Here is a 13,522-nt window from a genome sequence, read left to right as displayed (position 1 = left end):
GGACCCCTTCATGAAACAGCGAATTCTGGCCCTGGCCGCCGCGCTGCTGCTTAGCGGCTGTGCCACCATTGTCGGCAATGAAACCCAACTGGTGCGCATCGACTCCTTGCCGCAGGGCGCGCGCTTTACCGTGCAGGATGAGCGTGGCTATGCGGTTGCGCAGGGTTTCACGCCGCAGACCGTTGAACTGGAAAAATCTACCGGCCGCTACTTCGGCAAAAAGCACTACCTGCTGATGCTGGAAAGTCCGGGCTACGTGCCGGTCACGGTGCCTATCGAGGCACGCGCTAACCTGTGGTATCTGCTGGGCAATATCCCACTGGGTGGCTTCCCCGGCTGGCTGCTGGTCGATCCCTTCTATGGCGGCATGTACGACCTTAAGCCTGAACACCCGCGTCCCTTTATGAACCCGGTTGGCGCGCGCGGCTGATTACTGCGCGGTCGGCTTCACCATTCCGCCTGGCGTTTTATGGCGTTCCAGATACTGATGCTGGAAAATGCACATGCGGATGGTGTTGCGGTACTCCCCGTTGATGAAAAACTCATGTTTAAGCACGCCTTCGATCTCGAAGCCGAGCTTGGTGTAGATGTGGATCGCTTTTTCGTTCTCCTGATCGACAATCAGGTAGAGCTTGTAGAGATTCAGCACCGAAAAGCCGTAATCCATCGCCAGTTTTGCCGCCTGGGTTGCCAGTCCTTTGCCCTGATGGGCCGGATCGATAATGATCTGAAACTCGGCGCGGCGGTGCACATGGTTGATTTCCACCAGTTCCACTAATCCCGCTTTCTGCCCGCTGTGCTCGACCACAAAGCGACGTTCTGTCTGATCGTGAATGTGCTTGTTGTAGAGATCGGACAGCTCCACAAACGCCTCATACGGCTCCTCAAACCAGTAACGCATCACGCTGGCGTTGTTATCCAGCTGATGGACAAAGTGCAGATCTTCCCGCTCCAGCGGACGCAGTTTTACCGTCATTGCCTTTTCCTCTCATGAAATAATGGTCGCGAGTATACCGCATCAGCCAGCCGCTGCGTTTTGCGCTGTCGCATTCGCTGCCTGCTTCAGTCTGTAAAGGTTTACAGCGTCGCGTGGCAATCTAATGACTCAGAGGAAGAGGACAGCGCGCCATTCTGGCAATAGAGAGGATGAGGCTAATGGCGAAAGAAGGGGATGTTACAGAAAGGCGTGGCGGATGCAGCAGCGCCGGACGGCAGGTGAACGCCGTCCGGCCTGATTTCAGGCAGAGATCTGTTCGATGATACGACCCTGCGACATGTGCACGGCGCGATCGCACATGTGATCGATCACGTCGGGATCGTGGCTCACCAGCACCATGGTCAGACCATCCTGCTGTTTCAGATCGTTGAGCAGATTGAGGATCTCCGCCTGCACTGACATATCCAGCGCCGACGTCGGCTCATCCAGCAGCAGGATCTTCGGCTGCAGCAGCAGGGCGCGCACGATGGCAACACGCTGACGCTGGCCGCCGGAGAGCTGATGCGGATAGCGATCCGCCAGAGCGGGATCGAGCCCGACGTGACGGAAGCCCTGATCGATACGATCGTTGATATTGTCGCGTTTCAGCAGCTTCAGCGGCTCGGCCAGCGTGCGACGCAGCCGGTGACGCGGATGCAGCGAGGCATAGGGATCCTGAAACACCATCTGCACTTCCTGACGCAGCGCGCCGGTGAAGGCTTTACCCGGCTGAACTTCGTGACCGGCAAGCTGCATCTGACCCTGCCAGTGTGGGTTCAGACCTGCCAGCACCCACAGCAGCGACGACTTGCCGCAGCCTGACGGACCCACCAGACCAAAACACTCACCAGCGTTAACCTCCAGGTTAACCTCATGCACCACGGTGCGCAGCTCGTAACCCTGTTTGTGGGCGACGCTTAGATTCTGCAGCTTAATCATCATTCGCCTCCAGCGCAGCGCGGTCCAGCACCGGTAAAGTCTGTCCGTGGGTCGCTTTGCCCGGACGGCAGGCCCACAGCGTGCGGGTGTAGGGATGAGTAGCGTGCGGCAGATCGGCGGCGGGTAGCGTATCCAGCAACCGGCCTTTATACATCACCATCACCCGCTCGCAATGTTCTGAAACCTGCTGCAAATCATGGCTGATCAGCAGCAGGCCCATGTTGCGCGCCTCCACCAGACCGCGGATCAGCGCCAGCACCTGATCGCGCATGGCATGATCCAGCGCGGAGGTCGGTTCATCGGCGATCAGGAAGTCCGGATCGGTAATCAGGGCGATCGCCAGCATCACGCGCTGGCCCATGCCGCCAGAGAGCTGATGCGGATACTGCTGCATCAGACGACGCGGATCGGGCAGGCCGACCGCATCCAGCATTTCACATACTTTCTCTTTGCGCTCGGCACGGCTCAGACGGCGATGCAGGATCAGCGGCTCTTCCACCTGCCAGCCAATGGTGCGCGTCGGGTTAAGGGCATACTTCGGGTCCTGCATCACCATCGCCACGCGGTTACCGCGCAGCTGGTTCCAGTGACGCTCGCTTAGCGTCAGCGCATTTTCACCGGCCACCTGGAGCTGGCTGGCCTGCAGATGCAGCTCGGGCGAGAGTAAGCCCATCAGGCTGCGGGCGGTCAGTGACTTGCCGGAACCGGACTCACCGACCAGCGCCACGCGCTCGCGACCCACGGAAAAACTGATGTTGTCGACCAGCAGCGCATCGTCGCTGCGAATGGTCAGCCCCTCGGCATGGAGCAGATTATTTTGCATGACGGGTATCCAGTCGGTCGCGCAGGCCATCGCCTGTCAGGTTAAAGGCCAGGCTGGCAAACAGAATCGCCGCGCCCGGTGCAGCAGCAACCCACCACTGATCAAAAATGACTTTACTGCCTTCGGCCACCATCGAACCCCATTCCGCCGTCGGCGGCTGAACGCCCATACCGAGGAAACCGAGTCCGGCCGCAGCCAGGATAATCCCGCCCAGGCTCAGGGCGGCGCGGACTACCGCCGTCGGCATGCAGAGCGGCAGGATATGACCGAACATCAGGCGAAAGCCCGTAATCCCCTGCATCCGCGCGGCAGCAAGGTAGTCGCTGCGGCGCAGTGCCAGGGTTTCAGCGCGTGCCTGACGGGCAAACGGCGGCCAGCTGGTCAGTGCCAGCGCCAGCGCGCCGTTCATCAGGCCAGGGCCGAGAATCGCCACCAGCGCCAGCGCGATCACCAGGTTGGGCAGTGACAGAAAGATATCGGTAATGCGCATCAGCAGGCGTTCGGTCCAGCCGCCCACGTAACCGGCGGTGATGCCGATCAGCAGCCCGGCCGGAATAGTCAGCACCAGAATCAGCGACACCAGCAGCAGGGTCGGACGCGCACCGTAAATCACGCGCGACAGCAGATCGCGGCCAAAGCCGTCGGTGCCGAACCAGTGCTGTGCCGACGGCGCCAGCAGACGGCTCGACATGGTCTGCACGTTCGGATCGAACGGCGCAATCAGCGGCGCCAGCAGTGCCATCAGGATAAGAATCGCCACCAGCGTCAGCCCAACGGTTAACGAGGTAACGCGTTGACGGCGACGGCGTGGTCGCAGCGTTTCGAGTTCAGAGAGTTGTTGCGTCATCGGGTTCTCGGATCGGTTAACCAGGTTAAAACATCCGCCAGGGTGTTAATCAGGATAAAGCAGCTGCCGATTAACAGGGTTGAGCCCAGAATCGCCGGCACATCGCCGGAGAACAGCGCATTGGTCATATAGCGACCCACACCTGGCCAGGCGAAGACGGTTTCAGTCAGCACCGAGCCTTCCAGCAGCGTAGCGTAGGAGAGGGCGATCACCGTGACCAGCGTGCCCAGCACGTTGGGGAAGATATGGCGCAGCAGGATGCGCACCCGACCCGCGCCTTTAGCACGCGCCAGCACCACATACTCTTTGCTGCTCTCTTCCAGCAGCGCAGCACGCAGCAGGCGGGTAATGCCCGCCATCGCCAGCAGGCCGAGGATAACCACCGGCAGCCAGAGGTGCGCAATCGCATTGCGGAACATCTCCGGTTCACCCGACAGCCAGCTGTCGATCAGCACAAAGCCGGTCTTCGGCTCCAGGGTATAGACCCAGATATCATCCAGCCGTCCCGGTCCGGCGGACCAGTGCAGCACCGCATAAAAGAGCAGCAGGCCCAGCAGGCCGAGCCAGAACACCGGCACCGAGTAGCCCAGCAGCGAGACAAAGCGGGCGAGATTATCGATCCAGCTCCCCGGTTTCCAGGCGGCCAGCAGCGCCAGCGTCACACCGAACACCACCGCGAAGAGCATCGCGCAGGTCGCCAGCTCGATGGTGGCGGGGAAGGTGGTCATAAGGTCGCCGCTCACCGACTGATTGGTGAGACGGGAGACACCCAGATCGCCCTGTGCCAGATGTTCGACGTAGCGCCAGAACTGCATCAGCACCGGCTGGTCGAGACCCAGGTCATGACGCACCTGCTCATAGGTCGCTTCACTGGCGTGATCGCCGGCGATCTGCTGCACCGGATCGATCGGCGAGAGATGCGACAGCATAAAGGTGAAGGCGAGCAGGCCAAGCAGCGTGACCAGCAGCGACAGTACGCTACCGATCAGGCGCCCGCCACGCTGCCAAAAAAGCCGGGCGAACCCGGCTGAAGGAACAGACTGTGCCATTACTTAGTGACCTGCGAGTAATACACCATGTCAGGGTTAATGCCCTGCACATAGCCTTTCAGGTTGTCGCGCAGGGCGATCAGGTTCTTCGCCTGCATCCCAATCACATACGGTGAGTTCTTCATTACTTCACGCTGCATCGCTTCATACAGCGCCACGCGTTTCTTCGGATCGCTCTCGGCGGTCGCCGCAATCACCTGCTTGTTCAGCTCAGGAATGTGCCAGTCTGAACGGAAGGCGATGGTTTTGCTGCCATCTTCCGGGTTGTAAGCAAACGAGGCGGCATTGGTGTTGGGATCGAAGTAGTCGGAGCCCCAGGCGTTCAGCGTCGCTTCATATTTATGCGCTTTCACGTTGGTCGACACTTCGGAGCTCAGACCCGGCACCACTTCCACTTTCACGCCCGCTTTGGCGAAGCTGCCCTGCAGCGCCTGTGCGATATCCAGATAAGGCGGCTGGTTGCTGGTGGAGAGCTTGAAGGTGACGTTGTTCAGGCCCGCTTTCTTCAGAATCGCTTTGGCTTTTTCCGGATCGTAGCTGTATGGCGTGTCGTTGATCGCGCCCAGGAAGCCCTTAGGCAGGAAGCTCTGATGCACGTCGAACTGACCTTTCAGCAGCTCACTGGCGATGCCTTTGTAATCCCACAGGTAGCGTGCCGCTTCCCAGAAGGCCGGGTTCTTCATCGTCTCGTTCGCACCGATGTTGAACTGGATGTAGTAGAGCGACGCCATGGGAATCGCTTCCGTCTTCACGCCCGGTTTGCCGTTCAGCGCAGCAATCTGATCGGCACCCAGGTTACGGGCGATATCGGCATCACCCTGTTCCAGCAGCAGACGACGCGCAGCCGGTTCAGGCACGTTTTTGATCAGGATGTTCTTCATTTTTGGCGCGCCCGCTGGTGAGGTCGGGTTAGCGCTGAGCAGCACCACCTGATGCATCACCACTTTGCGGATCTGATACGGGCCGCTGCCCGCCGAGTGGGTGGCCAGCCAGGCGTTACCGAAATCGCCGTTCTTCTGGTTCGCCATCGCGGTTTTTTCATCAATGATGGACGAAACCGGGGCAGAGAGCAGGCTCAGGACGTAGGTCGGGCTGACGTTGGCGGTCCAGCTGATCTGCACATGATTGTCGTCGACTTTCTTCAGGAAGCCATCGACGTTATCTTTGTTCCAGCCGAGCTGCGTCAGGATGAAAGAGGGATCGAGGTTCAGTTTCACCACGCGGCCCAGCGAGAAGATCACATCTTCCGGACGCAGCGGGTTGCCGGTAGAGAATTTCGCATCTTTGCGCAGTTCAAAGGTCAGGCTGCGGTTGTCGCTGCCGGGCTGCCACGAGGTGGCCAGCGTGGGTTTCAGATCCACCGGATTCTGCGGGTCAGACTGTACCAGACGCTGATAGATGTTCGTAAAGGCCTGAACGCTGGTCAGTTCAAACCCTTTGGCCGGGTCGAAGCTGTCTGCGTCGTCAGTTGATTGTGCAATCACCAGCGTATCTTTTGGTGTTGCGGCCTGGGCTGTGAAGGCGGCAGCCAGCGTCAGCGCCAGCAGTGATGGAATTATAGTTTTCATGAAATTTCCTTGCCTCTAAAAAGTTACGCGAGTTTACGAAAGGGCCGATGCGAAGAATAGTCGAATATGGGCTAATCATATGCCAAAAGGTTATAAGCATTACCTGGCGGTTATAAGAAGATCGCCACGCTGTTACCGAAGCGGCAACCTGAGCAGAAACAAATCCTCAACGAAACCGTTATTCAATACGTTATTGCTTTACCGACGCCGGCCTCTCTTTATAATGGCGGCAGATAACTTCAGGAGAATTCAGTTGGACAGTCACCCGAGATTAACCTTTATTCTGGCAAGCTGAGTTTCCTCTGCTGCTTGCCAACCGGCGAGCAGCGATCCCCGCTTTAATTAACGATCGCGCTCCTTGTTTTTAATCCTGCTATCACCAGGAGTGCGCGTTATGCTGCTGTTTTTATTCGCTCTTTTTCCTCCGCCCCGTCTGGCGTAGCCCAGGCTGCGCCCAATCGCTGATATCAGACTTTTAAAACGCCGCGTATAACCGGCGTCAGGTAACCCTGTGCGCGTCATTATTTTGTGTGCAGGCGGAATAACCTGACTGTTTCTGAAAGTCACCCCATTAAATAACCCGGCTACGCCAGGTTTTATCCATGCACGTTATTTCCCGTGCAGGACAACTATTGCTTTAAATCAGGGAGATGTCGAAATGAGCGACATGAAACTGGAGCAGGTTGCGATCACTTCATCCGGCAACCGTAATGATAAAAAAAGTAAAAAAATGTTTGCTGTGGCGCAGCAGGCAGACCAGCACATTGATATGACGCTGGCGAACCTGCGCAGCCAGCGTCAGGGTCTGACCCAGGCTGAGGCGGCGAAACGACTGGCTTTGTATGGCCGTAATGAAGTGGCGCATGAGAAAGCGCCACCTGCGCTGATTCAGCTGCTGATGGCGTTTAATAACCCGTTTATCTACGTATTACTGGTCCTGGCGCTGGTGAGCCTGTTTACCGACTATATTCTGCCGCTGCGCGCCGGTCAGGAGACCGATCTCTCCGGCGTGATCATCATCTTCACCATGGTGATGCTGAGCGGGCTGCTGCGCTTCTGGCAGGAGTTTCGCACTAACCGTGCGGCGCAGGCACTGAAGTCACTGGTGCGCAGCCAGGTCACCGTGTTGCGCCGTGAGCCAGGCAGCGAAACCGCGCAGCGTCAGGATGTGGATATGAGCGAACTGGTGCCGGGCGATATCATTCTGCTCAGCACCGGCGATCAGGTGCCTGCCGATGTCCGTCTGCTGAGTTCACGTAATCTGTTTATCAGTGAAGCAGTACTGACCGGTGAGTCGCTGCCGGTTGAGAAACAGAGCTGCGATGCGGGTATCGATGCCGAAGGTCAGACCGCCCAGGAGCGGCTGGCATCACCGAATATCTGCCTGATGGGCACCAGCGTGGCCAGCGGCACAGCCAGCGCAGTCGTGGTAGCGACGGGCGGCGAGACCTGGTTCGGCTCCCTGGCCTCATCGCTGACCGGAAGCCGTCCGCAGACCGCGTTTGACCGCGGGGTGAACAGCGTCAGCAAGCTGCTGATCCGCTTTATGCTGGTGATGGTTCCGGTGGTGCTGCTGATTAACGGCTTTACCAAAGGCGACTGGATGGATGCCACACTGTTTGCACTGGCGGTCGCGGTCGGACTGACCCCGGAAATGCTGCCGATGATTGTCAGCGCCAACCTGGCTAAGGGCGCGATTGCGATGTCACGCCGCAAAGTGATCGTTAAAAAGCTCAACGCCATTCAGAACCTCGGCGCGATGGATGTGCTCTGCACCGATAAAACCGGCACGCTGACCCAGGACACCATCCTGCTGGCGCATCATCTGGATGCGCGGGGCAACGAAGATGCACAGGTGCTGCTGCTGGCATGGCTCAATAGCGGCAGCCAGAGTGGCGCGAAAAACCTGATGGATCGCGCCTTACTCTGCGCGGGCGATAAGGTCATTTCACAGTCTCAGCGCAGCCAGTTCCAGCTGATCGATGAGCTGCCGTTTGATTTTACCCGCCGTCGGGTGTCGGTGCTGGTGGAAGATCTGACTCAGCATCGTTCACAACTGATCTGCAAAGGCGCAGTGGAAGAGATGCTGGCCGTCAGCATTGCCGTGCGGCAGGGCGACACGGTGGTCGCACTGGATGCGGCACAGCGTGCGGCGCTGCTGGCGCAGACCGAACACTATCATCAGCAGGGTTATCGCGTGCTGCTGGTGGCAACCCGTGATGGCGAGCTACACGCGCCGCTCAGCGACAGTGATGAGCGCGATCTGATTATCCAGGGAATGCTGACCTTCCGCGATCCGCCTAAAGCCAGCGCGGGTAAGGCGATTAAAGCCCTGCGTGACAGCGGTGTGACGGTGAAAGTACTTACCGGTGACAATCCGCTGGTGACGCTGCGGGTCTGTGCCGATGTCGGGCTGACCGATCCGGCCATGCTGACCGGCGATCAGATTGAGGCGATGAACGATGATGAGCTGGCGCAGGAAGCCGAGCGCTGCACCCTGTTTGCTCAGCTGACGCCGCTGCAGAAATCCCGTCTGGTGCGGCTGATGCAGCAGAACGGTCACACCGTCGGGTTCCTGGGCGATGGCATTAATGACGCGCCTGCGCTGCGGGCGGCTGACACCGGGATTTCCGTGGACAGCGCGGCGGATGTGGCGAAAGCCTCATCGGACATCATCCTGCTGGAGAAAGATTTACAGGTGCTGAATGAGGGTGTACTCAAAGGACGCGAGACCTTTGGCAACATCATCAAGTATCTCAACATGACCGCCAGCTCCAACTTCGGCAACGTTTTCTCGCTGCTGGTGGCCAGTGCCTTTATTCCGTTTCTGCCGATGCTGTCGATTCATCTGCTGATTCAAAACCTGATGTATGACGTTTCCCAGCTGGCGCTGCCGTGGGACAAGGTTGACCGTGAGTTTCTGAATAAGCCGCGTAAATGGGATGCCGGCAACATCAAACGCTTCATGCTGTGGATGGGCCCGACCTCGTCAATTTTTGACGTCACCACCTTTGCGCTGATGTGGTTTGTTTTCGGCGCTAACCATGCAGGCGTGCAGTCGCTGTTCCAGTCCGGCTGGTTTATTGAGGGGCTGCTGTCACAGACGCTGGTAGTGCATATGCTGCGTACCCGGAAGATTCCGTTTATCCAGAGCCGCGCCACCTTACCGGTGATGCTGACCACGCTGGCGGTGATGGCGCTGGGCATCCTGATCCCGTTCTCACCGCTGGGTGCGATGGTCGGTCTGGTGCCACTGCCATGGCAATATTTCCCGTGGCTGGTGCTGACACTGTTCAGCTACTGCCTGGTGGCGCAGGGCATGAAGCGTTTCTATATCCGTCGCTTTGGTCAGTGGTTCTAGGGAGGGGAAGATGAAAAAAAGCAGGCTCGATAAGGTCTTTGTCGGCGTGATGATCATCGGCTTAACTCTGATTGCGCTGACGGTCATCGTGCGGTGATGACGTTGTGATAGTGCGGTAATTAAGAGGCAGCGAGGCGACTCGCTGCCTTTTTTTATTGATGCAGTTACTCTTCGTCGCGCTCACGGCTGGCGCGCTGGCGCTCGTAATATTCATCTTCAGCGGTGATGATCTCATCCATCAGAGAATCCATATCCACCACGCGCTCCTCTTCCACAAACTTCCCGGTAAGCGGCGTTTCCGGGGTGAGCTTGCCATCTTCATAGAGCAGCCAGATCTCTTTGGCATAGCGCGTCTTCAACAGCTGCGGAGCGAACTGACCGTAGTAGGAGGTGATGTTGTCTACGTCACGTTCAAACATCGACTCGGCATGGTTATTGGCCGCCGCATCAACTGCCTGTGGCAGGTCGATAATCACCGGGCCCTGGTCATCCAGCAGTACGTTGAACTCGGATAAGTCACCGTGAACGATACCGGCACAGAGCATACGGACGATGTTGCGGATCATGGTGTGGAAATCCGTCACCGCCTGCTCTTCAGACAGAGAGACATCGCTGAGACGTGGCGCGACCGAGCCATTAGCATCGGTCACCAGCTCCATCAGTAACACACCGTCGATGCAGAGATAAGGCTGTGGAACGCGAACACCGGCGTTCGCCAGGCGGAACAGGGCATCTACTTCGGCGGTCTGCCAGGACTCTTCCTGCTGCTTACGGCCGAACTTTGTGCCTTTCTGCATGGCGCGGGCGTTACGGCTGTTACGGGTTTTACGACCTTCCTGATACTGCACGGCCTGCTTGAAGCTACGCTGGGTCGCTTCTTTATAGACTTTGGCGCACTGCACCTTGCCGCCGCATAGCACGGTATAGACGTCTGCTTCTTTGCCGCTTTTCAGCCGCTGCAGGACATCGTCAATCAGGCCGTCATCGACCAGGGGCTGGATTCTGTTTGGGATTTTCATGCGGCTTTATACCTTATTTCACCCGCTTTTCGTATCACTTTGCGATGATGGAAAACATTGGCAATGACTGAACAAAGTTTCTAATTCTACCCTGGAAAGTCGCTTTGTGGGGATGAACCTTGATGAGCTGCGCTTTTGACCTTTGTTTTATCATAAACAATGGATTAGAGGGGAGAGCAGGACGGTTTTATCCGCCAGAGCAACGCTTTGTTATGTATCAGCCCTGTGGGCGGGGATTTCGTGTCAGAGAAATGTGCCTGAATAGCAGGCTGGCGGGAGGCTGAAGGCCGGAATTCTGCCAACAGAATTTCGGCCCGCCTGCGGGATTACTTCAGGCCTTTAAGCACTTTAACCGTGCTTTCAATGTCGATCTCATCTTCAGAGAAGATCAGTGTCGTACCCTGGAAGGTGGTGACCGCCAGCTTTTTCAGCGAGCGCATCTCATTGGCGTTCGGGTCAGTTTTCGGCCGGATATTATTCAGCAGCAGTCCCACTGACAACACCGCGTTCTCTTTATCGACACCGGCATCGACCGGGACTTCTTCGTTGTAGACCAGATAAGACTTAATCGAGGTGATCTTGAGCCGCTCGCCTGCGATATAGATGTATTTGCTGGTCGGCGAGACCTTCACCGCATAGGCGGATAAGCCCTTGTTGTTGGTGGTGGGTTCAAACGTCACCGCCGCATCTTTCTTGATCAGATCAGGATTGGCGACCTTAATCACATGAAAATAGCGGTTATCACCGTTTTCATCTTTGATAAAGCCAAAACCTTTATCTTCAAACCAGGTTGTGATCGTTCCGTTCATCGCCATTTTTGCCTGCTTAATCTACTCAGTTTTTTACAGCGCGCAGTGTAAAACACAATGCCTGCGCAGACTATATAAGTCTGGATGATAATTTTCAGGTGCGCCAGAGGGTGAGCGGCGGAAGGGGGACTTTGTGGCGGATGAAGGCGAGTGTGATGGAGTGTGTGTAGCGGCAGATAAAAACGAAGTGATGGGTCGGTAGAGCCGGGAACGGACATCAGCCACGTGGGACACGTGGCTGTCAGCACTGGGCGTTGTTACGGGGATACCGGCGCTGTGTCGAATCAGGTTGTTGAGTCAGGCAGATTACCGGCAACCTGCGCAAAGCTCGTCTGCCGGTGAGCGTCTGTTACTCGTTGCCCCAGCGGTTCAGGAACTCGGCAATTTCATCAATACGCTGCTCATCGATACCCGCTTCACGCGCCATATCCTGCTGCGACTCTTCACTGATCTCTTCGTTGTTCATCAGACGGGTGATCAGCAGCTGGAAGTAATGCGCCAGCGGGGTACGTTCAGCTTCGCTCACCGGCTTAGCGGACTCCGTCGCATACTCATCTGCGACATCATAGTATTTGAGAGAGATTTCGTTATTCATAGGGGGTCCGCAGAGTTGAGTTTGGGTTTAAGCGTTGGCAGGGCATTGTGGCCCGGCGTAGAGGGGTATTATTTCGTGTTTGGGTTGGGGCTGTAAAGGGGGAGTGGGGAGGCGGAAGGAAGTATAGTAATGACGTTGCAGAAAATGTTGATATACATGCCTGAAGCGCATTCGCACGGAAGGCCGCAAGGCTGCACAGACACAAAAAGCCCGCAGTACGTTTATCTCGCGGGCTTTGAGGCGTTCGACGAAGTTCTGGTAACCCTCCATCGAACACCAATGCTCGTTTATAAGGGATTGCCATGGTCACTATGCTTGTTGATGCTTTCGAGTATTCGCAGAAGCAACCCTTTACCATCTTCCGGTGCAAAGGCGTTAATATACCTGTCTCTGAACTCTGATTTTATCATTTCATCGTCATATGTCAGAAAGTTCATCACTTCTTTTTTTAGATCTTCACGATCCTGGAGTGTTAATTCAGCTGTATAAATATCAATAGCTTCATCAATGGTGTCAGCACCTGTAATAAAGTCAAAGTCCTGATTTAATGTCCCTTCAATCAGAATATCTATATTAGTAGTTAGTAACATAATTTAAACCTCCGGGAATGCAGTCAGAATATAGTAAGGCTTGCCATTGTACAATTCATATTTAAGAACAACCTTGACTTTCGTTGCCGGAGTCAGTTTTTGACTACCCCTGAACAGGGAATAACCAATGACTTTTCTGGTGTCATATTTGATATTTAAATTATGTCCTGGTCTGTTTGCCGCCCAAATCTTTATCCACTCTTTATTTACCTTTATGGCATCGGATACTGATTTTTCGGCCAGATCTATATTGGTGAAAGAGCTAATGGCATTTGGCGGGCGAGCCAAATTTTCTATGCTTTTTAACCGGGCTGCTAGTTCATGCTGGGTTTTACCAATATGCTTTAAAATTGCATGGCCTCCGGGCGTATGACCAGTTACTGATTCATGTTGAATAAGTTTGATGCGTCCTGTGCGAATGGCTGCAATTCTCGCCGCTCCTGCCCCCAGAGAAAGAGCAACAGGTACAGCAACATCGAAGGTCAAACCTACCTTCCAGGCAGTATCTTCATCAGCACCAAACTGTTTCGCCATCTCAATGGCGGCGCGATATGTTGCACTACGAACATTCTTGCCGCTCAGAACCTGATTTGCTGCGGTATTAATACTGTCCATGCTATGCGCGCCAACAACGATGCAGGCCGCCTTTGTTAAGCCTGTAGGCTCGGGTGCCATACAAAGCGCAGTTGCCCCGGCCAGCTCAAGCGTTCCCATTACCAGCCCCAGCCCGCCCATAAGACGGTTAGACATTGTCTCAGATTCGGTAACTGACTTGTCAGAAAGTGCAGCAGCAAGCTGGACAGGAGACAATACTATCTTTAACCCATCATCCATGATTCAACTCCATCTGTGTGAATGACATCCTTTTTAAATCAGGCAGGTATGTGCCTTGATTAGATCTACCTTAAATAAGCACTGTTTCTTTAAAACTGTGTTATTTGGATTA

14 protein-coding genes are annotated in these 13,522 nt (G+C 55.9%); 3 read left to right on the top strand and 11 right to left on the bottom strand.

All coding sequences use genetic code 11. The annotated features are described in order from the left end of the window. The first annotated feature begins 10 nt into the window (after nt 1–10). Entirely contained in the window at nt 11–430 is a 420-nt protein-coding gene (locus NCR98_RS29755) for a hypothetical protein (RefSeq protein WP_010257757.1), read from the top strand. On the opposite strand, the gene speG is transcribed toward NCR98_RS29755, so the two are convergent. The 6 genes from speG to NCR98_RS29725 form a co-directional block, all read right to left on the bottom strand. Beyond that, complete coding sequence (gene speG / locus NCR98_RS29750; RefSeq protein WP_003850356.1) at nt 431–976, bottom strand: spermidine N1-acetyltransferase; 546 nt, start codon at nt 974–976, stop codon at nt 431–433. It lies immediately after the preceding gene. A 261-nt stretch (nt 977–1,237) separates the two neighbouring features. After that, entirely contained in the window at nt 1,238–1,918 is a 681-nt protein-coding gene (locus NCR98_RS29745; RefSeq protein ID WP_250489370.1) for an ABC transporter ATP-binding protein, read from the bottom strand. Beyond that, nucleotides 1,908–2,738: an ABC transporter ATP-binding protein gene (locus tag NCR98_RS29740; RefSeq protein ID WP_250489369.1), complete on the bottom strand. Its 831-nt coding sequence runs from the start codon at nt 2,736–2,738 to the stop codon at nt 1,908–1,910. The genes NCR98_RS29745 and NCR98_RS29740 overlap by 11 nt, the downstream gene beginning before the upstream one ends. After that, on the bottom strand, nt 2,728–3,585 hold the full coding sequence (locus tag NCR98_RS29735) for an ABC transporter permease (RefSeq protein WP_010257750.1): 858 nt from the start codon (nt 3,583–3,585) through the stop codon (nt 2,728–2,730). The genes NCR98_RS29740 and NCR98_RS29735 overlap by 11 nt, the downstream gene beginning before the upstream one ends. Next, nucleotides 3,582–4,634 carry an ABC transporter permease gene (locus NCR98_RS29730; RefSeq protein WP_154210683.1) on the bottom strand — a complete coding sequence of 351 codons (1,053 nt, stop codon included), beginning with the start codon at nt 4,632–4,634 and terminating at the stop codon, nt 3,582–3,584. The genes NCR98_RS29735 and NCR98_RS29730 overlap by 4 nt, the downstream gene beginning before the upstream one ends. Beyond that, nucleotides 4,634–6,202 (bottom strand): ABC transporter substrate-binding protein, encoded by a 1,569-nt coding sequence (locus NCR98_RS29725; protein ID WP_010257743.1) that lies wholly within the window; start codon nt 6,200–6,202, stop codon nt 4,634–4,636. The genes NCR98_RS29730 and NCR98_RS29725 overlap by 1 nt, the downstream gene beginning before the upstream one ends. 658 nt (nt 6,203–6,860) lie before the next feature. Here NCR98_RS29725 and mgtA point away from each other — a divergent pair. Then, nucleotides 6,861–9,563 carry a magnesium-translocating P-type ATPase gene (gene mgtA, locus NCR98_RS29720; RefSeq protein WP_062758852.1) on the top strand — a complete coding sequence of 901 codons (2,703 nt, stop codon included), beginning with the start codon at nt 6,861–6,863 and terminating at the stop codon, nt 9,561–9,563. A 10-nt stretch (nt 9,564–9,573) separates the two neighbouring features. After that, nucleotides 9,574–9,660 carry a magnesium transporter protection protein MgtU gene (gene mgtU / locus NCR98_RS33545; RefSeq protein ID WP_350029534.1) on the top strand — a complete coding sequence of 29 codons (87 nt, stop codon included), beginning with the start codon at nt 9,574–9,576 and terminating at the stop codon, nt 9,658–9,660. 67 nt (nt 9,661–9,727) lie between these two features. On the opposite strand, the gene NCR98_RS29715 is transcribed toward mgtU, so the two are convergent. The 5 genes from NCR98_RS29715 to NCR98_RS29695 all read right to left on the bottom strand — a co-directional run bounded on the left by NCR98_RS29715 (nt 9,728) and on the right by NCR98_RS29695 (nt 13,410). Then, complete coding sequence (locus NCR98_RS29715; protein WP_010257738.1) at nt 9,728–10,582, bottom strand: PA4780 family RIO1-like protein kinase; 855 nt, start codon at nt 10,580–10,582, stop codon at nt 9,728–9,730. 326 nt (nt 10,583–10,908) lie between these two features. Then, the gene (locus NCR98_RS29710; RefSeq protein WP_250489368.1) at nt 10,909–11,397 is read right to left on the bottom strand and encodes a cold-shock protein; all 489 of its coding nucleotides are present in this window, start codon (nt 11,395–11,397) and stop codon (nt 10,909–10,911) included. A gap of 343 nt (nt 11,398–11,740) precedes the next feature. After that, nucleotides 11,741–11,986, bottom strand: a complete 246-nt coding sequence (locus NCR98_RS29705) for a YmjA family protein (RefSeq protein WP_010672163.1) — start codon at nt 11,984–11,986, stop codon at nt 11,741–11,743. A gap of 287 nt (nt 11,987–12,273) precedes the next feature. Next, the gene (locus NCR98_RS29700) at nt 12,274–12,576 is read right to left on the bottom strand and encodes a contact-dependent growth inhibition system immunity protein (protein WP_010672164.1); all 303 of its coding nucleotides are present in this window, start codon (nt 12,574–12,576) and stop codon (nt 12,274–12,276) included. A 3-nt stretch (nt 12,577–12,579) separates the two neighbouring features. Beyond that, nucleotides 12,580–13,410 (bottom strand): RNase A-like domain-containing protein, encoded by an 831-nt coding sequence (locus tag NCR98_RS29695; RefSeq protein WP_250489367.1) that lies wholly within the window; start codon nt 13,408–13,410, stop codon nt 12,580–12,582. Nucleotides 13,411–13,522: the final 112 nt, after the last annotated feature.

The sequence above is a fragment of the Caballeronia sp. GAWG2-1 genome (assembly GCF_023631405.1).
In the GTDB taxonomy this organism is placed as follows: domain Bacteria; phylum Pseudomonadota; class Gammaproteobacteria; order Burkholderiales; family Burkholderiaceae; genus Caballeronia.
This window is presented reverse-complemented; position numbering and strand designations above follow the sequence as displayed.